This is a genomic window from Pseudomonas sp. CFBP 8758, assembly GCF_014841725.1.
Classification (GTDB): domain Bacteria; phylum Pseudomonadota; class Gammaproteobacteria; order Pseudomonadales; family Pseudomonadaceae; genus Aquipseudomonas; species Aquipseudomonas baltica.
Genome location: NZ_JACYUK010000001.1, coordinates 26,351 through 48,732 on the forward strand (window position 1 = coordinate 26,351; position 22,382 = coordinate 48,732).

Sequence of the window (22,382 nt, forward strand, 5' to 3'; positions counted from 1 at the left end):
TCATGATGCGAAAAGCCATGTTGTTGTGCTCGCTGGCCTTGTGCTGGCAACCGTCGCTCCACGCCAACGAGGGCCGTTTGTTGGCCACCGGCGGTGCCAGCAGTATCGACGGCGCCGCCGGTGGGGGGATCACGCCCTGGGCCGTGCTTTCCGGCTATGGCGAGCAGGGCGAGTGGGGCGCCACGGCATTTGCCACCCGCGTGGACCTGCCGGACTACCGGCTCGACGTGGCAGGCATGGCCGCCAGCTACGACAATCGCATCGAATTCTCCTACGCCCGACAACGCTTCGACCTGGGGTCGCTGGTGCACAAGCTGGGACTGCCCGAAGACAGCCTCAGCCAGGACGTTTTCGGGGTGAAGGTGCGCCTGTTCGGTGACCTGATCTACGACCAACTGCCGCAGGTGGCGCTGGGCCTGGCTTACAAGCGGCAGAAGGATTTCCTCATTCCCAGCCTGGTCGGCGCCAAGCGTGACGAAGATGTCGAGGGTTACCTGACGGCCAGTCGCCTGTTCATGGGCGCAGCGTTTGGCTACAACCTGCTGGTCAATGGCGGAGTGCGCTACAGCCGCGCCAACGAACTGGGCCTGTTGGGCTTCGGCGGTGATTGCCGCGACAGCCGCAGCCTGCTCAAGGAGGGTTCGCTGGCCGTGCTGTTCAACCCGCGCTGGGCGTTGGGCGTGGAGTACCGAGAGAAGCCGGACAACCTGTCGTTCGCCGGCGAAAGCGACTGGGCGGATGTGTTCCTGGGGTATTTCCCCAACAAGCATCTGGCGATCGTGCTGGCCTACGCGAAACTGGGCGAGATCGCCACGCTGGACAACCAGAACGGCACCTACCTGTCCGTGCAAGGGAGTTTTTGACATGCGCATGTGTGTGCTGGGCATGGCCCTGCTGTTGGGTGCCTGCACGGGTCACCAGCAGCCGGCCAAGGACGACAGCCTGTACCAGGCGCTGGGTGGCAAACCGGGGATCAGCCGGATCGTGGAGGGGATGTTGCTGAACGTGGCTCGGGATGAGCGGATCGTGGCGCACTTTCGCAACGTCAACATCGAGTTGCTGCGTGTGCAGTTGATCGACAAGTTCTGTGTCGAGGCGGGCGGGCCGTGCGAGTACACCGGGGATGACATGGTCGAAGCGCACAAGGGCCAGCAGATCAGCCGCAGCGAGTTCAACGCGCTGGTGGAGGATCTGATCAAGGCCATGGAAGCCCAGGGTGTTCCGGTGCCGGCGCAGAATCGGCTGCTGGCCCGGTTGGCGGCGCAGCGGGGAGAGGTGATCGAGAAGTAGCGGGGTGAATGGTCGTCACTGACACACTCAAAAAAACGGCTCCCGAGGGAGCCGTTTTTCATTACATCGACATCACTTGTTTTCAGGCAGTGCAAACGCCATCACGTAGTCACCCTGCTTGGTACCCAGCGAGCCATGCCCGCCAGCGACCACCAGTACATACTGACGGCCATCCTTGCCGGTGTAGGTCATCGGCGTGGTCTGTGCGCCTGCAGGCAGGCGACCTTCCCACAGCTGCTTGCCGTTGCGGATATCGTAGGCACGCAGGTACTGGTCAAGCGTACCGCTGAGGAACGACACGCCGCTGGCCGTGGTGAAAGCGCCACCCAGGCTCGGCACGCCCATGCTCAACGGGATTGGCACAGGCGAGCTGTCGCGCACGGTACCGTTCTTGTGTTTCCAGATGGTCTGGTGAGTGGTCAAGTCGACCGCAGCCACGTAGCCCCAGGCAGGCGCCTGGCAAGGCAGGCCCATCGGCGACAGCAGCGCCTCCAGGATTACCCCGTACGGCGCGCCCTTGTTGGGCTGCACACCCTCGGTTTCGCTCTTGCGACCAGGGCCGCCGGCCACTTCTGCAGCAGGTACCAGCTTGGAGCGGAAAGCCATGTAGCTTGGGTTGACGAACGCCACCTGACGCACCGGGTCGACCGACAGGCCACCCCAGTCAAACACGCCGAAGTTGCCTGGGTACACCAAGGTGCCCTGCAGCGAAGGTGGCGTGAACGGACCTTCATAGCGCAGCGACTTGAAGTCGATCCGGCACAGCATCTGGTCGAATGGCGTCACACCCCACATGTCGCTCTCTTGCATGACCGGTGGCATGAAGTTGAGGTCGGATTTTGGTTGAGTGGGCGAGGTGTGGTCGCCTTCCACCGCGCCCTGGGGCACCGGCACTTCGTGGATCGGCACGATCGGCTCGCCGGTCAAGCGGTTCAGCACGTAGATGCTGCCCTGCTTGGTCGAGGCCAGCACGGCCGGCTTAACGCCATCGGCGGTCTTGAGGTCCATCAGGGTAGGCTGGCCGCCTACGTCCATGTCCCACAGGTCGTGATGGGTGAACTGGTAGGTCCACTTCACATGGCCGGTGTCGATGTCCAGCGCGGTCAGGCCAGCGCTGTACTTCTCCGACTCGGGAGTGCGGTTGCCGCCCCACTGGTCGGGCATCTGGTTGCCCATGGGCAGGTACAGCATGCCGTTCTTTTCATCGACGCTGAACATGGACCACATGTTCGGCGAGTTGCGGGTATAGGTCTGGCCCGCAGCGATCGGCGTAGTGTCGTCGGGGTTGCCGCTGTCCCAGTTCCATACCAGGTGACCGTCGTGCACGTCATAGGCGCGGATCACGCCCGAAGGCTCGTCCACCGAAACGTTGTCGGTCACGTGGCCGCCGATCACGACCAGGTTCTTGGTCACGGCCGGTGGCGAAGTGGAGTAGTAACCACCCGCAGCGAACTCGCCGATGTTGGCGCGCAGGTCGATCTGGCCCTTGTCGCCGAAGTCTTCGCACATCTTGCCAGTGTCGGCATTCAGAGCGATCAGACGGGTGTCGGCAGTCGGCACGAAGATGCGCTTCGGGCAGGCAGTCGGCGCAGCCACAGGTGCGGTGGCGTCGGTGGCCGGGCTGGCGGCGGCGTAGGCAGCGTCATCGTGATACGACACGCCACGGCAGGTCATGTGGGCCCAGCCCTTGAAGTTCGGCGCGTTCTGCGTGCTGATCTTCGGGTCGAAACGCCAGATTTCCTTGCCGGTGTCCGGGTCCAGGGCGATGACCTGGCTGTGTGGCGTGCATACGTAGAGCATGCCGTTGACCTTGAGCGGGGTGTTCTCCGCAGTAGTCTCGCCCGGATCGTTCGGGCCAGGGATGTCGCCGGTGCGGTAGGTCCAGGCCGGGGTCAGCTTGCTGACGTTTTCCGGGGTGATCTGCGCCAGTGGCGAGTAGCGATCGCCGTGGGCACTGCGACCGTAGGAGTTCCAGTCACCGTCGGGCATCGCCGGTGCGGTGTTGGGCATGTTGGCGGTTTCGCGGTCCAGCTCGCCTTTGATTTCACCAGGGTTGGTGAACTGGCTGGCCAGTGCGCAGAGGCCCGCCAGAACCACGGCGATGCTCAGCGCAGCCGTGGCCTTGGGTGCAGGCTGGCGCAGCAGTGGCTTGCGGAACCAGGGCAGCAGCAGGACCACGCCCAAGGCAAACCAGAGGGCCAGGCGCGGCACCAGTTGCCACCAGTCCAGACCCACTTCGTACAACGACCAGACGGTGCTGGCGAACAATACCGCTGCATACAGGCCGATGGCCGAGCGACGACCCTGCAGCAGCAGCACGCCGGTGAAGCCTACGCCGATACCGGCGATCAAGTAGTACAGCGAGCCACCCAGGGTGGCCAGTTTGATACCGCCGGCCAGCAAGGCCAGACCCATCAGCAGCATCACGATACCCAGAAGTTTGGGCAGCAGGCGCGACCGACGCAAAGCACCGTCAGTGCTCATAGTGAGTTTTCTCCGTCATGTTCAAATGGTTCAGCAGAGTTCAAGTTTTTCTGAGCTCGTGTGTGTAAGGGTATTTCAGCGCCGTTTAGTTTCAGAACGATGCTTGAATCTTCAAGCCGCCAATCAATGCGTCGTCGATGTGGCTGACGCCGCCCGGGTGGCGGATGTACTGCAGGTTCGGTCGCAGCACCAGCCAGTTGGCCATGTGAACCCCATAATAGAGCTCGGCGCTGTACTCGGTGTCCTGGATCGGCAGGTACGCGGCATCGTTGTAATCGCTGAGCGCGAGGGTACGGTTGTGCCACTCGGCGTTCTTGCGATACGCCGGGTTGACGTGGACCCTGGCCACGGCGAAACCGATGTCGTCGCGCGCACGCGCATCGAACAGACCCTTGTAGACGACGCCGGCCTGAACGTAGTTGTCGATGGCGTTGGTTTTCTTGTCATGCAAGGTGGCGTTGGCGAACACGCTCAGGCCCCGCGAGTTGTCGCTGGCGACACGGGTCAGCTGTTGCTGGGCACCCAGCCAGAAACCGTGGCGGCTGGAAGCACTGCGGTAGTCCTGGCCGGTGATGGCAGCAGGCTGACCGCTGCGGTCCTTGTAGACGTCGTCGGCGTCTGCGGTGCTGTAGTAGTAGCCGGCACGGTACTCGCCCGGCAGCCCGCCGAACGTCGGCTTCCAGAGCAGCTCGACCGGCAGCATGGCGCCTTCGGTACCGCTGCCGCTGAGCTTGAAGCCGTTGTCGTTCTCCAGGTTCGAGGGGTTCTGCTCGAAAATGCCGACCTGGGCATACAACTGCGGCGTGATGTTGTACTTGATGCGCAACGCCCACTGGCTCACCGGCCAGTTGTACCAGACGCTGCCGACCCAGTTGCCCACCTGTGAGCCACAGAACGCCAGGTTCTGGAAGTCGCACGGGAAGCTGTTGAATTCTTCGCCTTCACCGAAGCGACCGGCCTTGATGTCCAGGCGCTGGTCGAAGAACTTCTGCTGGTACCACAGCTGGGTGATCCGCGTGATGTTGCCGCGACCCCAGACTTCCTGCGCCGATGTAAAACCGCCGACACGCGGATCGTTGATCCGGTCGTTGCTGATGTTGTCGCCGTTACGGTCGGTCAGGGTGAGCTGGAACTCGGCGTCGTGCCAACCGAGGATCTTCTCCAGGTCCATGTGCACACCCAATGCAAACTGGTCGCTGTAGCGCGTGGCATGGTCGTGGTTGTAACCGCCGTGCAGGTTGCTGCCGACTTCGCCGGTGTAGTCGAGCTTGAAATCGTAACCCTTGGCGGAAAGATCGCCGCGGGTGCCGTTCCAGTCGCCGAACATGAACGGAGACTGCGAATCGAAAGCGGGCAGGGCAACAGCGCTTTGGCTGGTGCCCATGGCACTCAGCGCAAGTAGCGCGGTGAACGGCAAAAACGCCATGGGGCGTGAGGGGGCAGTAAGAGGCATTGGCAGAGAGTTCTTCTGGTGGGTCCGAAGCTGTTCGAGAGGCGCTTCGTTATTTTTCAAAAGTGAAACGTTTCAGTTTGTTGCGGCGAAAGGATATAGCTCGAGGCCATGCTTTTAAAGCCGGGTTTGAAAGAGGGTCAGTTGCTGAAACTGCAACAGTGCGGCGGCTTGCCGCAGGCGGCGCGCACACACGGCGCGGTCCGGCGCCTGCCCCAATGGGCATTGCGGCCGATGGTGGGCGCCCAATAAAAGCTTTGCGCCGCCGTGCCCGTTGGTTAAGGTGCGCACCTTCTGCCCCGCCGTTTCTGGAGCCTGGCATGCATGAGCCTACACACAACCCCCTGCACGGCGTAACGCTGGAGCAGATCCTTATTGCGCTCGTGGCGCATTACCAATGGGAAGGGCTGGCGCAGCGGATCGACATCCGCTGCTTCAAGAGTGACCCGAGCATCAAGTCGAGCCTGACCTTCCTGCGCAAGACGCCCTGGGCGCGGGAAAAAGTCGAACGGCTCTATGTGCAACTGCAGCGCGGCAAGCGTTGATCCCCGGTGAACGCCGGTTGGTTGCGCTGGCGGCGGCCGCCACCTGGTTTGCTCTGGCCCTGCAGCTGTACCTGGTGCTGTGGTCGCGCTGGCAGATCGAAGCGAGCCTGCTGGGTGGGCTGGTGCATTTCTTCAGCTTTTTCACCATTCTCACCAATACGGCAGTGGCTGGCGTGTTGACTGCTCACGTGTCGACGTGCGATTCGAAGTGGCGGCGTATCTGCCTGCGGCCCGCGGTGAGCAGTGGGGTCATGGTCAGTATCGTTGTGGTCGGCGTGGCCTACAGCCTGTTGCTGCGCAACCTGTGGCAGCCCCAGGGTTGGCAATGGCTGGCCAACGAGTTGCTGCACGATGTGCTGCCGATCGCTTTCGTGCTGTATTGGGCACTCTGCGTGCCCAAAGGTACGTTGCGCCTGTGGCACGTACTGGCGTGGGCGATCTATCCACTGGTGTATTTCGCCTACCTGTTGCTGCGTGGACAGAGCATCGGCGTCTACCCGTATCCGTTCCTGGACGTTTCGAAGCTGGGCATGGGGCAGGTCTGGTTGAATGCACTGGGCGTATTGATGGCCTTCCTTGGCTGCTCGGTGCTGGTGTTGGCCGTAGACCGCTGGTGGGGGCGTCGGGGCGCGCGCTAGGCGACCCCGTGCACCGACCAGGCGCCAGCATCACTCGCCGTCGTCCCCTTCGAGCCGCCAGTAGCCGGCGGCCTTGATCTGCTCTTCGCTCAGCCCATGCTGGTCGAGCAACACGCGCCGCAACTTGCGCGAGAGCCCCGCCTCGGTCGCGATCCAGCCATAGACCACGCCTTCGGGCAGGCGCAGGTCGCTGACCGTCTGCAGCAGGTCGCCCTGGTGCCGGTCGACCCAGATCACCTCGAATGCCGCAGCGCTGTCGAACGGCTGCTGCTCGTCGGCGTTCTCCACCTCGACCACCAGCAGCGCACGACGGTTGGCCGACAGTTCTTCCAGACGGCGCGCCATGGCCGGGATCGCCGTCTCGTCGCCGATCAGCAGGTAGGCGTCGAACACATCCGGTACATGCATCGAGCTGCGTGGGCCGCCGATGTGCAGGAATTGACCCGGCTCGGCCTGGGCCGCCCAGATTGCGGCGGGGCCGTCGCCGTGCAGGACGAAGTCGATGTCCAGCTCGCCGGCTGCAAGGTCGATGCGCCGTGGAGTGTAGTCGCGCATGTCGGGCTTGGCACCTTCGGGCGTCGGCGCCCCCAGCACCATGGTGTCGAGCGCCGCTTGCTGCTCCGGGGTGGTGGCGAGCATCAGCTTGATGTGGTCATCGCAGCCTTCGCTCACGAAACCGGCCAGCTCGGGGCCGCCGAGGGTGATGCGGCGCATGCGTGGGGTGAGCTGCACAACACGCAACACCTGCAGGCGGCGACGTTTGATCTCGTGCATGACACGATGAATACCGAATGGGTTGTCTGCCTTCATTGCGGGACTCCTGGTCCGATAGGGAGCTATCGATATAGCTTATTACGCGGCCCCACGCGAGTCGATGAATTCGCAGTCCCGTTCAACGCGCCGCCTGCAAGGGCGCATTGCACTGGGTATGCGCACCCGGCTGCAGGTAGGGAGTGAGAATCGGAGCCATGCCCTTGAGCACCTGAACCGGAAGCGCCGAAGTGAAGCGAAAGCCCTCCGCTGCCTTGCCCGGCACGAACGCGGTCAAGGTACCGAAGTGGTTTTCACCGATGAAGAACACGAACGTGGCGGTACGGTTGATGGCCTTCGAGCTGATGACCCGGCCACCGGCGCCGAAGCTGGAAATGCGGTTGTCACCGGTGCCGGTCTTGCCGCCCATCACCAGCGCCGTGCCGTCATCGGTCTTGAAGCTGCCCGATACCCGCCGCGCGGTGCCGGCGTCCACCACCTGCGACAGCGCCTCGCGCATGGCCGCCGCGACCTCGGCGGGCAGAACTCGCTTGCCGCGGTCCGGATCGCTGATCACCCGCGTGTCGTAGGGGGTGTCGGCAGCAAAATGCAGGGTGTCGATGCGCACGGTAGGCAGCTTGATGCCATCGTTCTGGATGATGCCGATCAGCTCGGCCAAGGCCGCAGGGCGGTCACCCGAGCTGCCGATGGCGGTCGCCAGCGACGGCACCAGGTGATCGAACGGATAACCCACGCGCTGCCAGCGCTGATGGATATCGGTAAACGCTTCGATCTCGAGCATGGTGCGAATACGGTTGTCGCGGGCGCGCTTGTGGCGACTGTTGAACAACCAGCTGTAAACCTCCTGCCGTTCGAACCGGCTGGCCGCGCCCGCCTCGCCGAACTTGGCGTCCGGATGATTGAGCAGGTAGCCCAGCAGCCACAGGTCCAGCGGGTGGACGCGCGCGATGTAGCCCTGATCCGGCAAGTTGTAGCGGCCCGGGCCATAGCCGGTGTACATCTCGTTCAGGCGCTTGTCGGTGACGTTGTCGCTTTTGCTGTGCTCGCGCACGAAACGATCGAATTGCGCCTGGGGCGCATTGGGGTACAGGTAGCGATGCACGGCCGCCAGCCGCTGCGGGGTAGGGCGCATGCCGTCGAGGAAGGTTTCCAGGCGCTGCTCGGTGGTCTTGCGCTGGTACTTCTTCCAGAAGCGCTGGAGGAACTCCGTGCCTTCGCGATCGGCGAAGCGTGCCAGGTATTCCTGGCGACGCGGATCGTCGTCGTCCCTGAGCAACTGCCCGCTGTTGCTTGGCGCGGAGTAGGTGCTGTAGCGCACCAGGTCGCGCATCAGGCGGATGAAGGGCAGGTTGATGGATTCCTGCAGCGCTTCCTTGAGCGTGGGAATGCGGCCGTTGTCCTCGCGGCGAAAGTTGCCGAAAGTGTGGATCCCGCCGCCGGTGAAGAAACTCTCGGCAGGGCTTGCCGAGTACTTGCGCTCCAGGGCGGCGCCGAGCAATGCCCGCGCATCCGCGCCGGGATTCTGGATCATGTAGTCGAGCACCCAGCGCGACAGCCGATCGGCTTCTTCGATCTTCACCTGGCGCAGTTGCGCGGGCGTCTGCCCGGCATAGCGCTCATGCAGTTCGTGAATGATCTCGAGGTAAGTGGTGAGCACGCGCATCTTGGCCGTCGACCCCAGCTCCAGCTTGCTGCCTTCGTTGATGTCGAAGGGCTGGTCGGTGTTGTCGGTCTGCACTCGTACCCGCGAGCCGTCGGCCGTCCGTTCGAACAGGGTGAAGCTGTAGCTGACCTCTCGGGTGCTGGCCGAGGTCAGCAGGCGCTCGCCGATCAGGCCGATCTGCTGGGCGAAGGCCGGGTCGGCGAGGTGGCGCAGGTAGTCGCTGGCCTGTTTCTGCAGATCGGCATGCAGGGTGGTGGTGGCCGAGAGGTCCAGCCGGTCCAGGTCGTACAACGGTCGGTCGAGCATGGACGAGAGGCGGTTGCGCGCCACGCTGATGCCCTTGTTCGACTCGTTGGGTTGCCAGGTAGGCTCCTGCACCCAGTCGCGGTACATGACCTGGCTGGCCAGGGCTGCGGTGGCCAGGGTCGGGTCAACGATACCGTTGGCGGCCAGCAGGCGAATATGGCTGTCGGTCAGCTCGGCGAGGTCGTCATGGCCCTTGTTGAGGAAGTACGAAGGACGGCGCTGGGCGATCATCAGCGACAGTACCTGGCGCAGGGCGAGCCCACGCGCGGCTTCGCTGGTGGGGTCGGTGGTGGTGCTGGCGAGGGCGCGGTTGACCTGCTCGAAATCGGCGCCATACCAGACCCGCAAGCCTTCGGCCATGCCGTGCACTTCACCATGGCCGGGCACGGCCGACAGCGGTACGCTGTTGAGGTAGTCGCGCACGACGCGCTGGCGTGCCTCCAGGGTCTGCGGACCGTCCTGATAGGCACGCACGCTGGCCGAGATCATCTGGCGAATCTTCTCCGGCCCGGAACCGGTCAGGCCGTCGGGCGAGTGTCGATACTTCTCCAATTGCGTGGCCAGGGTGCTGCCACCGGCCGACTGCCCGGGGAGGGCGAACATCTTGGCTACCTGCGACCAGGCCGCCTTGGCAAAACGCGGCCAATCCACGGCAGGGTTGAGCAGGGGTTCGGGGCTGTCGAGCAGGCCGCGGTTCTCGACGAACAGCAGGCTGTTGACCATGACTGGCGGAATCTGGGCGAACTCGGTGTAGAGCTGCTGGGGGTAGCGATACAGGTACAACGGGTCGCCCCGGCAATCGGTGATCACCAGCCCGGCCTGGGGTTTTTCCTGATAGGGCACGAACAGGTCGTGCCCGGCGTAACGCATCAGCGCCGGCGAGAAATGGGTCTGTCGTTCGACCACGTAATTGCGCTTGAGCAGGCGTGGAATGAAATCCCCCAAGGCGCTGTAGCCCAGGCGCTTGTCGAACGGGCCCTCGCCTGGATAGACGATAGCTTCGCTTGGCCCCGGCTGCAGCTCGTAGGTCAGCGACGCCGCCCAACGGCTGAATTCGCGCGCCTGCAGTCGCGACGTCCGCATTTCCGCGTACATCGCATACGCCAGCGCCGCGACAGTGATCACCACCAGCAACCAGAACAGACGCCACCACAGATGACGTTGACGTGGGCTATCTGGCAATGGAGACGGGTCAGGACTGACAGCGGGGGTTGCAGTCTTGTCAGGTTCGGTTTGCCACAAAACGCCCATAGATATTCACACCGGTCACGGAAAATTCATCGCACCTGGAGCAAGTCTAGACGCTAGAGCAGTTGCGTGAAAAAAATGTGAAAATCAATGTGTCTGTTACGTCGGTTCATTCCGATCGACCGTGCGGGTCCGATTCGGCCCGCCGCGGCCTCAGCGCAGCATTTCCTTGACCAGCCGATCCTGCTCGATCAACTCGCGTTGCCGTGCATCGATTCGCGAGGCGAGCTGGAAGTTGTCGGCGGCCCGGCGCTTGGCCAGATCGAGTTGCTGGATGGCCTGGTCGAACTCGCCGACCAGGGCGAAGAACTCGGCACGTGCCTGATGCAGCCCAACGATGTTGCCATTCTGTCCGCGCGTTTCGGCCACCAGGTACCACACGTCCGGGTCGTCCGAGCGGCTCTTGAGCAGGTTTTCCAGGCCTTTTTCGGCATCCGCCATGCGGTTCTGCTTGAGCAGCACGTCGACCCGCTTCTGGTTGATCGGGTAGTTGCCGGGATACTGCGTCACCAGCCGATCGATGCGCTGCTGGGCATCGGGAATGCGGTTGTTGGTGATGTCCAGATCGACCTGCGCCAGGTTGAAGGTGATGTCGTCCGGCTGTTTGCCGAGCAGCTGCTTGAGATTCTCCCGCGCTTCGTTGAGTTGGCCAGCCTTGACCTGAGCCAGCGCCAAGCCATAGCGCGCGGGGAGCGCATTGGGGTTTTCATCCAGTTGCGCGCGGAAGCGCTTGGCTGCCAGCCCTGGGGTTTCCTCGTAGTACAGCTGAACGCGCGCGCGCATCAGTTGGTACCACAGGCTGTCTTCCTTGCCCCCTTTGGCCGCTTGTTCGGCGCGGTTGCGCGTGTCGGCGATACGCGATTCGCTGACCGGGTGAGTCAGGAGGAATTCCGGCGGCCGTGCATCGAAACGGTACTGGCGCATCAGGCGTTCGAACATGGTCGGCATGTTGCGCGGGTCGTAGCCGGCCTTTTCCATGTTGATGATGCCGATGCGGTCCGCCTCCTGCTCGTTCTGCCGGGAGAAGCGTCGCTGTTCCTGGATCGCCGCAGCCTGGCTGCCGGCGATTGCCGCAATGCCGGCGTCACCGGCACCGGACGCGGCGATCACGATGCCGGCCAGCAGCGCCGCCATCATCGGCAGTTGCATGCGCTGCTGCGCCTCGACCCCGCGCGCGAAGTGGCGTTGCGACAAGTGCGCCAGTTCGTGGGCCAGCACACCGATGTACTCACCCTCGGTTTCGGCATTGAAGAACAACCCGCCATTGACCCCGACGATGCCCCCTGGCGCAGCGAAGGCATTGAGCTCTTTGCTGTCGATCAGGATGAACTCCAGGCGCCGGTCGTTCAACTGGCTGGTTTCAGAGAGCCGATACACGCTGGTTTCAACGAAATCCTTGAGCTGTGGGTCATTGAGCTGTTTGACCTGACCGCGCAGCAGGCTCAGCCAGGCACGACCCAACTGATGCTCCTGCTGGGGCGAGACGATCGCGGAACTGGCGTCGCCAAGTGACGGCAGATCGCTGGCGTGGCCCGGCAGCGCCAGCAGGCAGGCAAGTGTCAGCAGGGTAGGGCGCAGAAAGGGCATGCACTGAGCTCGGCAGATGAAAGGCCCTACTGTAGCCGCCCCATCCGACGACCACCAGAGGCGCCGGCCTTGGGTTATCCTGTCCCGTCGCTGGCTGCCGCGATCGAGGCAGCATCACGGCTTTCTTTGGTTGGAGAAGATATCGATGAGCGATGCGCCCGAATGTGACGCCGAGCTGGACACCAGCGGTCTTAATTGCCCGTTGCCACTGCTCAAGGCCAAGCTGGAACTGAACCGGATGGCCAGTGGCACGGTATTGAAGGTGATCGCCACGGACGCCGGCTCGCAGCGCGACTTCCGCTCGTTCGCCACGTTGGCAGGTCACGCGCTGTTACATGAACAGGCGCTGGACGGGGTCTACTCGTATTGGTTGCGCAAGGCTTGAGCCACCACCTTCGGTAGCTGGGCCATTCAAGGGAATTTCAATGTTCAAAGTGTTACGCAACTGGATCCAGCGGTACTTCTCCGACGAAGAGGCCGTCGTCCTGGCGGTGCTGCTGGTGCTGGCGTTCACCGCCGTACTGACCCTGGGCGGCATGCTGGCGCCGGTGCTGGCAGGGATGGTGCTGGCGTTTCTCATGCAGGGCCTGGTCAATTTCCTGGAACGCTTGCGGGTGCCTTCGGGCGTGGCCGTGGGAGCGGTGTTCGCGCTGTTCATGGGTGCGCTGGCGCTGTTCATGCTGGTGCTCGTGCCGCTGCTCTGGCACCAGTTGATCACGCTGTTCAACGAGTTGCCCGGGATGCTGGGCAAGTGGCAGTCACTGCTGTTGCTGCTGCCCGAGCGCTATCCGCACCTGGTCAGCGACGAACAGGTGCTGCAGGCCATCGAAGCGGCGCGCGGCGAGATCGGCAAGTTCGGCCAGTGGGCACTGACCTTTTCCCTGTCCAGCCTGCCACTGCTGGTGAACATCATGATCTATTTCGTGCTGGTGCCGATCCTGGTGTTCTTCTTTCTCAAGGACCGGGTGATGATCGGTCGCTGGGTCAGCGGTTACCTGCCGCGCGAGCGGGCGCTGCTGACCCGGGTGGCGCAGGAGATGAACCGGCAGATCGCCAATTACATCCGTGGCAAGGTCATCGAAATCTTCATCTGCGGTGTGGTGACCTACATCGCGTTCGTCGCGCTGGGCTTGAACTACGCGGCGCTGTTGGCCCTGCTGGTAGGTGTGTCGGTAGTGGTGCCCTATGTGGGCGCCGTGGTGGTGACCGTACCGGTGACTTTGATCGCGCTGTTCCAGTGGGGTTGGGGCGACCAGTTCATCTACCTGATGGTGGTGTACGGCATCATCCAGACCCTGGACGGCAACGTGCTGGTGCCGCTGCTGTTCTCCGAGGCGGTGAACCTGCACCCGGTGGCGATCATCTGCGCGGTGTTGCTGTTCGGCGGGCTGTGGGGGTTCTGGGGGATCTTCTTCGCCATCCCCCTGGCGACCTTGTTCAAGGCCGTGCTCGATGCCTGGCCGCGCCAGGAGCCCACCGTGGCGCCGATGCTCTGAAACCGCGGCGCGGCCTTCGCGGCCGCTGACCGCTCCTACACACGATCGTCGCAGGAGCGGTCAGTAGCCGCGAAAAATCCAACCCCCTCTCAACCCTTGCTCAACGCCTGTGCCGCCTCCAGCACGCTCTGCACATGCCCCGGCACCTTCACGCCACGCCATTCCTGGCGCAACACACCGTCCCGGTCGATCAGGAAGGTGCTGCGATCCACGCCCAGGTATTCCTTGCCATACAGCTTCTTCAACTTGATCACGTCGAACAGCTGGCACAACGCCTCGTCCTGATCGCTGATCAGCTCGAAGGTGAAGCCCTGCTTGGCCTTGAAATTCTCGTGGGACTTGAGCCCGTCGCGCGACACCCCGAACACCTCGGTGTCGGCGGCCTTGAACTGCTCGAGCAGGTCACGGAAATCCTGACCCTGGGTGGTGCAGCCCGGCGTGCTGTCCTTGGGATAGAAGTAGACCACCACCTGGCGGCCCTTGAGCTCGCTCAGGTGGACGGTCTGGCCGCCGGTGGCCTGGGCTTGGAAATCGGCTACAGGTTCGTTGAGAGCGACAGCCATCGGTCAGTCCTTACATGGGGTTCTGTGGGCGCCAGGGTTCGATCAGCGCATCCAGGTTCAAGGCATCGGCGAAGTCCAGGAACTGGTCGCGCAACCAGCTGATCTGCACGCCGGCGGGCAGTGTCACGGTAAACGTGGCATTGAGCATGGTGCCACCGGTCTGCGGCGCCTGATAGGTGTCGCAGGTCAGGTTCTCCAGCTCGACGTTGTGGTCGATGAAGAACTGGCACAGCTCGTTGATGATGTCCGAGCGGTACGCCGAACTGACGTAGGCCACGTACGGCAGCGCTTGCGGGCGGCTGTCGAGGGTGGCGCTGCGCACCAGGCTGACCGTGAAGTCGTGTTTCTTGGCCAGCGAAGCCAGGCTGGTTTCCAGGCGCGCCAGGGCGTCCCAGTTGCCTGCCACCTGCAGCACCAGGGCGCTGTATTCGCCGTGGCGGGTCAGGCGCGAGGTGGACACCGAGCAGCGGGCGTCGTGGGCCGCGCGGCACAGTACATTGGTCAGTTCCATGGGATTGCGGCCCAGGGCGCTGATGACGAGGAATTGTTCGCGAACTGTGGGGGTGGACATGCAGCATTCCTAAAGCGATGAGCGGTCGGCGGCGTCAAGGGGCCGGATGACTGGTTCAAGGCCTGCGCCGTACCTCGTGCGTACCCCTGCCAACCGCCCGGCAACGCCCGCAAATACGGGGCAAAGCCAGGTGGCAAGGCTCAGGGACGGGGTTCGAAGCGCCGTTACGGCAGGCGATGACCAGGCAAGAAAGGCAACCCCTGCCGATCAAAGTCTGAAAGGGTATAGAAAACCGGCGCCAAGGGGAATGCTCGCGGCGTGGTACTTCGCTTGTGCAAGGTGGATAGCGCCAGTACCATTACCGCTCTCTTTTTCCGGCAGGAGCGGTTGCATGATTGCGGGCAGTATGGTGGCACTGGTCACACCCATGGACGCCCAAGGGCGTCTGGACTGGGACAGCCTGAGCAAACTGGTGGACTTCCATCTGCAGGAGGGCACCCATGCCATCGTCGCGGTCGGCACCACCGGCGAATCGGCGACGCTCGACTACGAAGAGCACATCAAGGTCATCGAGCACGTGGTCAAGCAGGTGAACGGGCGTATCCCGGTCATCGCCGGCACCGGCGCCAATTCCACCCGCGAGGCCGTCGAGCTGACCCGCAATGCCAAGAAGGCCGGCGCCGATGCCTGCCTGCTGGTCACGCCGTACTACAACAAGCCGACCCAGGAAGGCCTGTACCAGCACTTCAAGCACATCGCCGAAGCCGTCGACATTCCGCAGATCCTCTACAACGTTCCCGGCCGCACTGCCTGCGACATGCTGGCCGACACCGTCGTGCGCCTTTCCAGCGTGCCGAACATCATCGGCATCAAGGAAGCCACCGGCGACCTGGCCCGTGCCAAGGACATCATCAGCCGTGTCGACAGCGACTTCCTCGTGCTGTCCGGCGATGATCCCACTGCCGTCGAGCTCATCCTGCTGGGTGGCAAGGGCAATATTTCGGTCACCGCCAACGTCGCCCCGCGCGCCATGGCCGACCTGTGCAATGCGGCGTTGAAGGGCGAGGCCGAACTGGCCCGCGCCATCAACGACAAGCTGATGCCGCTGCACAAGAACCTGTTCCTGGAAGCCAACCCGATTCCGGTCAAATGGGCGTTGCATGAAATGGGCTTGATGCCCGAAGGCATTCGCCTGCCGCTCACCTGGTTGAGCGCCACCTGTCATGAACCGCTGCGGCAGGCCCTGCGCCAGTCCGGCGTCCTGGTTTAATTGAGGAAGTAAGACGCATGAAGCGATTGGCTGGCCTTTCTGCCCTTGCCTTGGTCATTTCGAGCACCAGCGGTTGCGGGTGGCTCTGGGGCGAAAACGGTTACTTCCGCGATCGTGGCAATGATTACCTCGAGGCGACCCAAACCGCCCCGATGCAACTGCCGCCCGGCGTGCAAACCGACAAGCGTCTGGATCCGCTGCTGCCGATCCCGCGCAACGTCGCCGACGATAACGCCAAGGCTTCCGAATTCGAAGTGCCGCGCCCACTGCCCTTGCAGGTAGCTGCGCAGGCCAGTGATTTCTCGCTGCAGCGCAGCGGTGAAAACCGCTGGATCATGGCCCAGCGTGCGCCTGCCGAAGTCTGGCCGATTGCTCACCAGTTCTTCGAGGACAACGGTTTCCGCATCGCCGAAGACCGTCCGCAAACCGGTGAATTCACCACCACCTGGCAGCGCTTCGACGAGCTCTCCGCCTCTATGGCACAGCGCCTGAGCGGTGCTACCACCTCCAGTGCAAGCGAAACCCGTGTGCGCGTGCGCATCGAACCCGGCGTGCAGCGCAACAGCAGCGAAATCTACGTGGTCAGCGTCGAGCGCCCGGCCGGCAGCAGCACCGAGCCCGATTTCCCGGCGCGCTCGGTGAACACCGGCCTGGACTCGATCCTGGTCGACCAGATGCTCGCCAGCATGACCCGCGACTCGGAACGCGGTGGCTCGGTGTCCCTGGTAGCCGCACGTGATTTCGACGCGCCCAGCCGTGTGGCCATGAGCGAAGACGGCAGCGGCAACCCGGTGCTCAACGTCGGCGCCGACCTGGACCGTGCCTGGTCCAGCGTGGGCCGTGCCCTGGAGCAGGGCCAGTGGCGCATCGAAGACATCAACCGCAGCCTGGGCCTGTACTACATCAACGTTGCCGAATCCGCCCAGCGCGCCGACGACAAGCCGGGCTTCTTCAGCCGCGTGTTCGGCAATGCGCCGAGCAAGGAAGAACTCGAAGCCCGCGCCGAGCGTTACCAGGTGCGCCTGAGCAAGGTGGGCGACAGCGTCCAGGTCACCGTCGAGAAGAACATCAACACCGTGGCCCCGGCAGATGTTGCCCGCCGTGTGTTGGGTGTGATTCAAGACAACCTGGGTTAAGCGATGCGTTTTGCCGTTCTCGGCAGCGGTAGCCAAGGGAATGGCACGCTGATCAGCAGCGAAGACACCCATGTGCTGGTCGATTGCGGTTTCTCCCTGCGCGAAACCGAACGTCGGCTGGCCCGCCTGGGCCTGAGCGCCGCGCAATTAAGCGCCGTGCTGGTGACCCACGAACATGCCGACCACGTGCATGGCGTGGAGCTGCTGGCGCGCCGCCATGGCGTGCCTGTCTACATGAGCCTCGGCACCGAGCGCGGGCTGCGCAAGCCTGTACCGGTACGCACCCATGTGCGCTGCGGCGACGTGCTGGAAATCGGTGCGTTGCGTATCGAAGTGGTTGCCGTGGCCCATGACGCCCTGGAGCCTACCCAGTACGTGTTCAGCGACGGCAAGCGACGCTTCGGCCTGCTGACCGACCTGGGCTCCCACTGCGCCAGGGTGCGTGACCACTACCAGGGCCTGGATGCCCTGATGATCGAAAGCAACCACTGCCGCGACATGCTTGCCCGTGGGCACTACCCTTATTTTCTCAAGCAGCGCGTCGGCGGTGATTGGGGCCATTTGAACAATCATCAGGCTGCCGGCCTGGTGGCTCAGTTGGGCTGGCAGAACCTGCAACACCTGGTGCTGGCCCACCTGAGCAGCAAGAACAACCTGCCGCAGCTGGCCCGGCAATGCTTCGTCGACACCCTGGGGTGCGATGCGGACTGGCTGCAACTGGCCGACCAAGATTCAGGGCTCGACTGGCGCCACATCGCCTAGCGTCCCAAAGGGGCGCCTAGCCCATACTTTTAGCAAGCGGAGCCCATCATGGAAAAACGTGAAGAACTCTACCGCGGCAAAGCCAAGTCGGTGTACAAGACCGACGACGCCGACCGCTTGATCCTGCTGTTTCGCAACGACACCTCGGCGTTCGACGGCAAGCGCATCGAACAGCTCGACCGCAAGGGCATGGTGAACAACAAGTTCAACGCCTTCATCATGCAGAAACTGGAAGCCGCTGGCATCCCGACCCAATTCGACAAGCTGCTGGCCGACAACGAAGTGCTGGTCAAGAAGCTCGACATGATTCCGGTCGAATGCGTGGTGCGCAACTACGCTGCCGGTAGCCTGGTCAAGCGCCTGGGCGTCGAAGAAGGCATGAAGCTGAACCCGTACACCTTCGAGCTGTTCCTCAAGGACGACGCCAAGGGTGACCCCTTCATCAACGAATCCCACGTAGTGGCATTCGGCTGGGGCACCGCCGAGCAACTGGCGAAAATGAAAGAGCTGTCGCTCAAGGTCAACGACGTACTGACCAAGCTGTTCGACGACGCCGGCCTGCTGCTGGTGGACTTCAAGCTCGAGTTCGGCGTGTTCAGCGACGGCTCCATCGTCCTGGGCGACGAATTCAGCCCCGACGGCTGCCGCCTGTGGGACAAGGACACCCGCAAGAAAATGGACAAGGACCGCTTCCGTCAAGGCCTGGGCGACGTGATCGAAGCCTACGAAGAAGTGGCCAATCGTCTGGGCGTGCCGCTGTAACACCGCTGCAGACGCGCAAGCGCCTGAATTCGCAAATTATTTTGCATCAGGGGCTTCGCGTTTGGCGCAGACGCTGGTATGATTCGCGCCGTTGGAGAGATGCCAGAGTGGCCGAATGGGACGGATTCGAAATCCGTTGTACCTTCACCGGTACCTAGGGTTCGAATCCCTATCTCTCCGCCATTATTTGAAAAGCCCCGAGTGCTTATAGCCTCGGGGCTTTTTTGTGTCAGGGATTTAAGTAGTGGGTGCCTGTGCGTCTGCAGCCGGCCAGCCCTTGACGCTTCAGTCCATGGCTTTCAGCGCAATGCTGGCCTCTGCGAATCCTGTTTGGCGCCCACAATATCGACACAGCAGCTTTCAAAAAATCAGACGCGTTTCACATCGGACCGAGTAAAGTTCCAGCGGTCAAACGAAAACCCAACGGCAGGGTCGCCTACTATTCAAAGGAAGGAACAAATGTGCTCGTTCAGAATGATTGTAATAACTGCATGCTGTTTTTTTATGATGGGCTGCGAAAAACGGCAGATCGAACCATGCCCCCAGGCAGGGAGAGACTTTCTGGAGAGATCGGTGCGGGCCTACTTTGATAGGTTCAAGCCGAATCAAGGGGGTAGTTTCGTCCAGATATTTCATGATGAAGAATATAGCCCCTCGACCAAAGGCTGGATAGTTTCGGTAGACAGCCCTGGCAAAGAGTACTTCGCGCTTGTGTCGTGCGCGGGCAGTGTGGAGCTGTCGGTTAGGGAACTAGGTGGGGTGGCTCCGAAAAAATCCCTATAGGGGTTTTTTCCAGGGTTTCCAGCAGGGAATGATTTTGCCCATGTGATGCAGGCTTTATGGGATAAATAAAGAAGCTTTCAGTAAATCTAGATCGCTATAGATCAGTGCTGGATTACGTGCAGTACGATTATGTAACTGTTTGTTATGGGTGGCAAATCTACATACGCTGAATTGAGAAATATGTCGAAAGAACTTAGCAATTAATAGGGTTGTTATAATTTTCCGGTTCTTTGTAAGATTTGGTCGAGCCTCCGGAAGCACGCGTGTATGTCTTCTGCGTTAGATTTCGAGGGGTCAAACTAAAATTTCTTAAAAGGACTTTGTCATGGCAGCTCTAGTTTTGCCACCCAGCCACGTTGGCGCGAACTCTCCCTATTTTAACGACATGGGTATACACCTATCGGGCGCGGGCGACATGATTGCCTACTCATCTGCGTACTGGCTGTTTGCACAGCAGGCGGCAGACGAGCTATTCAGGGAGGATATGTATAAAAAGGGTGACTGGAAAAGCGCTTTGAACTCGGCACTTGTTTGGGGCAAGGATGAAGCGATGATGGCGTTTGAGAAAGCATCAGTAGCTGACTACTTGGTAGCCAAAGGCGCAAGTACTATCGATAACGCCATCAGTGTTAACTGGGGGTACGGCGTTTTTGCAGACGTTATGCGACATTATGATGGTGAGCTTTCAGGAAGCGTGTACTCCCCGGCGGCCGCACTGTTTCATTCGGTGGCGGCATCAGGAACGCCTATGTGGGCTAATATAAACAATCTTGGTTTGCACTTTGAAATTGGTGAGTTTGGTAAAGTGCATAGTGCAATGATGTCTGCCGATCAGGGCGTTAGTCATTTGTATATTGATAAGCTGGCGTATTCAACGTCTAATGACTCACTAGTGACTGGCGCGTTTCTGGGTGACATAACGCTGAAAATTGAGGGTGACATAAATAAGACTGGAGAAACTGTTTCTTTTTCAGGCTCGGTTAAGGCGTGGGACGATACGTATGATGCGAACCTCTCTAGCCACAGGTCCGAGTTTGGGGAGGCTTCTACCAAAGTTTTAAATTTCATTCAAACCTATAGCCCCGCGCAACCTTTCGAAATAAAACTAATTGGCGAGTTGCCCATTAGCTTTGAAATTAATGGGGAGTAACCTTTTTAGCTTTAGGCGTTCTTGAGTAACTCGGTCATATATTCTTTTTCAAATTTCTGATGGAGAGACGTTACGGTGCGATGGGTGATGAATGAGTGTAAGGCTACTCGTCCGGTCGCTAAGGGTTCATGGCCCATCGCAGCCCCGAATTTTGTCCTGATACATTTTAATAATCGGTGTGAGAGTTAGGTGTCGAGGGTTCCGTTAGCGGCAGATGACTGGGAAAACAAGATTGATCAATTTGCGATTATGCCGTGAGATATGAATCAAGTTAACTTGTTAAAAGTACGGTCCGTACACAAATGATCTAAGAGTCACGCATCAAGCCTCGTTTCGGTGTCTACATAGCCCTGATAATCTCCGGCGCCTACCACTTTTATCTGAACGCCCAGGCCGATAACGACCTTTCAGTCAAACCCCAACCATATGTCGTCACCCATCCAGTGGAACTTCCCCACCCCAATTCCCTTCAATACCCATGAACCTGTCGCGGCGTCTGTTCCTATCGGTACCTGAGCAGGTTTTTTTTCGGTTGATCCTGAAACCGGTTTCAGGATCAACCCTATACCAGTCCATCTCATCCCGAAGGAGCCTGGAACGGATGAACAGAAACCTATTGAAGCGAACCTCAATCCCCGTCCTGGCGGCCGCAACATTGGCGCTGGCAGTGAACGCAGCCCATGCCGAGACCATCGATCGCAGCCTGGTTCCCATCGGTTCGATCCAAGAGGTGGCGGCGTTCAACGGCCCAGGCCCGTCAGGTATCGTGGTGACCCCGGAAGGGCGCACGTTTGTTGGCTTTCCGCGTCATGCCGAGGATCACGCGGGCATGACGCTGGGCGAGTTGGTCAACGGCAAGCTGGTTCCCTATCCCTCCGCCGCCGTCAGCCTGCCGTCTGAACTATCCGACGCCAAGCGGATTGTTTCCCTGCATGGCATGACCCTGGACAAGCGTGGGCGCCTCTGGTTGATCGACGATGGCAAACGCGCAGGCAAGCAGGGCATTCCGGCGGGTGCAGCGAAGGTGGTGGGTATCGACCTGAGCAGCAACAGCATCGCGACCTCCATCGAGCTCAAGGATGCCTTGCGTCAAGACAGCCACATGAATGACCTGCGCATCGATCTCACCCACGGCAGCCAAGGCACCGCTTATGTCGCCGATTCATCCTTCGGCGACGACCCGGCCTTGGTGGTGGTGGATCTGGCCACCGGCAAGCAGCGTCGTGTGCTCGCCGGTCACCCCTCCATCGTTGCGCAAAAAGATTTCGTCACCCAGCTCGACGGTGTGCCCATGCGCTACGACGGCAAGAACAGCGCATTTCCTCATGGTGGCGTCGATGGTCTGGCGCTGACGCCCGACAGCTCGCGTTTGTTCTACTCGCCGCTCACCAGTCGACACCTGTGGAGCCTGCCGACCGCGGCTCTTGCTGACTTCAGTCTCGATGATCGACAACTGGCTGAGCAGATCAAGGATGAAGGGGAGAAAGTGATGGTCGACGGGATGGACATGGATGCTCAGGGCCGCTTGTACATGACCGATGCCGAGCATCATCAGGTGCTGCGTCGCTGGCCGGATGGCCGCCTCGACGTGGTCGTGCGTGACCCGCGACTGGTGTGGCCGGACGGGGTATTCGTGACCGCCGGTTCGGTGTACGTGACGCTGGGGCAGTGGAGCCGGATGGGCAAGGGATTCGACACCCGGCAGCCGCCTTATCTGTTGGTCAGGGCGCCTATCGAGGCAACCCCGCAGTTCGACGCTGCACAATGACTGGAGCGGGGGCACAATCGTGCTCCCGCTGACCGCGCAATCCCTCCGGACAGGTCCGAGTACCCAGACGACTTCAATCGTAGAAACCCCTTTGCTATCCATGCCCCCCCAGCCTCATCCGCCACCAGTAAAAACCACGGCACACATATTGCTCTGCTAACAATAAATTTATAGATAGCTAGCAAAGCCGGGGCCCCCA

Annotated in this window: 19 protein-coding genes and 1 tRNA gene; 13 read left to right on the forward strand and 7 right to left on the reverse strand. The window is 61.4% G+C overall.

From position 1 onward, the window contains the following. Nucleotides 1–17: 17 nt before the first annotated feature. Complete coding sequence (locus IFT75_RS00120; protein WP_244652209.1) at nucleotides 18–863, forward strand: DUF3034 family protein; 846 nt, start codon at nucleotides 18–20, stop codon at nucleotides 861–863. A gap of 1 nt (nucleotide 864) precedes the next feature. Next, entirely contained in the window at nucleotides 865–1,290 is a 426-nt protein-coding gene (locus tag IFT75_RS00125) for a group I truncated hemoglobin (RefSeq protein WP_192052729.1), read from the forward strand. 72 nt (nucleotides 1,291–1,362) lie between these two features. Here IFT75_RS00125 and IFT75_RS00130 read toward each other — a convergent pair whose 3' ends face one another. Then, the gene (locus IFT75_RS00130) at nucleotides 1,363–3,774 is read right to left on the reverse strand and encodes a glucose/quinate/shikimate family membrane-bound PQQ-dependent dehydrogenase (RefSeq protein WP_192052731.1); all 2,412 of its coding nucleotides are present in this window, start codon (nucleotides 3,772–3,774) and stop codon (nucleotides 1,363–1,365) included. Between the two features lie 91 nt (nucleotides 3,775–3,865). Beyond that, complete coding sequence (locus IFT75_RS00135) at nucleotides 3,866–5,158, reverse strand: carbohydrate porin (protein ID WP_244652683.1); 1,293 nt, start codon at nucleotides 5,156–5,158, stop codon at nucleotides 3,866–3,868. A 386-nt stretch (nucleotides 5,159–5,544) separates the two neighbouring features. Here IFT75_RS00135 and IFT75_RS00140 point away from each other — a divergent pair, with 386 nt between their 5' ends. Both IFT75_RS00140 and IFT75_RS00145 read left to right on the forward strand, forming a co-directional pair. Beyond that, the gene (locus IFT75_RS00140) at nucleotides 5,545–5,769 is read left to right on the forward strand and encodes a VF530 family protein (RefSeq protein WP_122476696.1); all 225 of its coding nucleotides are present in this window, start codon (nucleotides 5,545–5,547) and stop codon (nucleotides 5,767–5,769) included. A 17-nt stretch (nucleotides 5,770–5,786) separates the two neighbouring features. Further along, nucleotides 5,787–6,407 (forward strand): Pr6Pr family membrane protein, encoded by a 621-nt coding sequence (locus IFT75_RS00145; RefSeq protein WP_244652667.1) that lies wholly within the window; start codon nucleotides 5,787–5,789, stop codon nucleotides 6,405–6,407. A gap of 30 nt (nucleotides 6,408–6,437) precedes the next feature. On the opposite strand, the gene IFT75_RS00150 is transcribed toward IFT75_RS00145, so the two are convergent. From IFT75_RS00150 to IFT75_RS00160, 3 genes are all read right to left on the reverse strand, one after another. Further along, on the reverse strand, nucleotides 6,438–7,217 hold the full coding sequence (locus IFT75_RS00150) for a siderophore-interacting protein (RefSeq protein ID WP_192052735.1): 780 nt from the start codon (nucleotides 7,215–7,217) through the stop codon (nucleotides 6,438–6,440). Nucleotides 7,218–7,299: 82 nt separating this feature from the next. After that, the gene (locus tag IFT75_RS00155; protein ID WP_192052737.1) at nucleotides 7,300–10,398 is read right to left on the reverse strand and encodes a transglycosylase domain-containing protein; all 3,099 of its coding nucleotides are present in this window, start codon (nucleotides 10,396–10,398) and stop codon (nucleotides 7,300–7,302) included. 150 nt (nucleotides 10,399–10,548) lie between these two features. Next, entirely contained in the window at nucleotides 10,549–11,982 is a 1,434-nt protein-coding gene (locus tag IFT75_RS00160) for a M48 family metalloprotease (RefSeq protein ID WP_122476690.1), read from the reverse strand. 145 nt (nucleotides 11,983–12,127) lie between these two features. On the opposite strand from IFT75_RS00160, the gene IFT75_RS00165 reads away from it, so the two are divergent. After that, nucleotides 12,128–12,367 (forward strand): sulfurtransferase TusA family protein, encoded by a 240-nt coding sequence (locus IFT75_RS00165; RefSeq protein ID WP_122476689.1) that lies wholly within the window; start codon nucleotides 12,128–12,130, stop codon nucleotides 12,365–12,367. Between the two features lie 40 nt (nucleotides 12,368–12,407). Continuing rightward, nucleotides 12,408–13,478, forward strand: coding sequence for an AI-2E family transporter (locus IFT75_RS00170; RefSeq protein ID WP_122476688.1), 1,071 nt, complete (start codon nucleotides 12,408–12,410; stop codon nucleotides 13,476–13,478). 89 nt (nucleotides 13,479–13,567) lie between these two features. On the opposite strand, the gene IFT75_RS00175 is transcribed toward IFT75_RS00170, so the two are convergent. Together IFT75_RS00175 and IFT75_RS00180 are read right to left on the reverse strand one after the other, a co-directional pair. After that, nucleotides 13,568–14,041 carry a peroxiredoxin gene (locus tag IFT75_RS00175; protein ID WP_192052739.1) on the reverse strand — a complete coding sequence of 158 codons (474 nt, stop codon included), beginning with the start codon at nucleotides 14,039–14,041 and terminating at the stop codon, nucleotides 13,568–13,570. Between the two features lie 10 nt (nucleotides 14,042–14,051). Beyond that, on the reverse strand, nucleotides 14,052–14,612 hold the full coding sequence (locus IFT75_RS00180) for a glycine cleavage system protein R (RefSeq protein ID WP_122476686.1): 561 nt from the start codon (nucleotides 14,610–14,612) through the stop codon (nucleotides 14,052–14,054). Between the two features lie 331 nt (nucleotides 14,613–14,943). On the opposite strand from IFT75_RS00180, the gene dapA reads away from it, so the two are divergent. From dapA to IFT75_RS00215, 7 genes are all read left to right on the forward strand, one after another. Then, nucleotides 14,944–15,822 carry a 4-hydroxy-tetrahydrodipicolinate synthase gene (gene dapA, locus IFT75_RS00185; protein ID WP_122476685.1) on the forward strand — a complete coding sequence of 293 codons (879 nt, stop codon included), beginning with the start codon at nucleotides 14,944–14,946 and terminating at the stop codon, nucleotides 15,820–15,822. 17 nt (nucleotides 15,823–15,839) lie between these two features. Then, nucleotides 15,840–16,958, forward strand: a complete 1,119-nt coding sequence (bamC, locus tag IFT75_RS00190; RefSeq protein ID WP_192052741.1) for an outer membrane protein assembly factor BamC — start codon at nucleotides 15,840–15,842, stop codon at nucleotides 16,956–16,958. 3 nt (nucleotides 16,959–16,961) lie between these two features. After that, nucleotides 16,962–17,720: an MBL fold metallo-hydrolase gene (locus IFT75_RS00195; protein ID WP_122714075.1), complete on the forward strand. Its 759-nt coding sequence runs from the start codon at nucleotides 16,962–16,964 to the stop codon at nucleotides 17,718–17,720. 48 nt (nucleotides 17,721–17,768) lie between these two features. Beyond that, nucleotides 17,769–18,482 (forward strand): phosphoribosylaminoimidazolesuccinocarboxamide synthase, encoded by a 714-nt coding sequence (gene purC / locus IFT75_RS00200; RefSeq protein ID WP_056843894.1) that lies wholly within the window; start codon nucleotides 17,769–17,771, stop codon nucleotides 18,480–18,482. 93 nt (nucleotides 18,483–18,575) lie between these two features. Next, nucleotides 18,576–18,665 (forward strand) — tRNA-Ser (locus IFT75_RS00205). A gap of 925 nt (nucleotides 18,666–19,590) precedes the next feature. Next, nucleotides 19,591–20,415: a lipid II-degrading bacteriocin gene (locus IFT75_RS00210; protein WP_122801033.1), complete on the forward strand. Its 825-nt coding sequence runs from the start codon at nucleotides 19,591–19,593 to the stop codon at nucleotides 20,413–20,415. A gap of 601 nt (nucleotides 20,416–21,016) precedes the next feature. Then, nucleotides 21,017–22,183: an SMP-30/gluconolactonase/LRE family protein gene (locus tag IFT75_RS00215; RefSeq protein WP_192052743.1), complete on the forward strand. Its 1,167-nt coding sequence runs from the start codon at nucleotides 21,017–21,019 to the stop codon at nucleotides 22,181–22,183. Nucleotides 22,184–22,382: the final 199 nt, after the last annotated feature.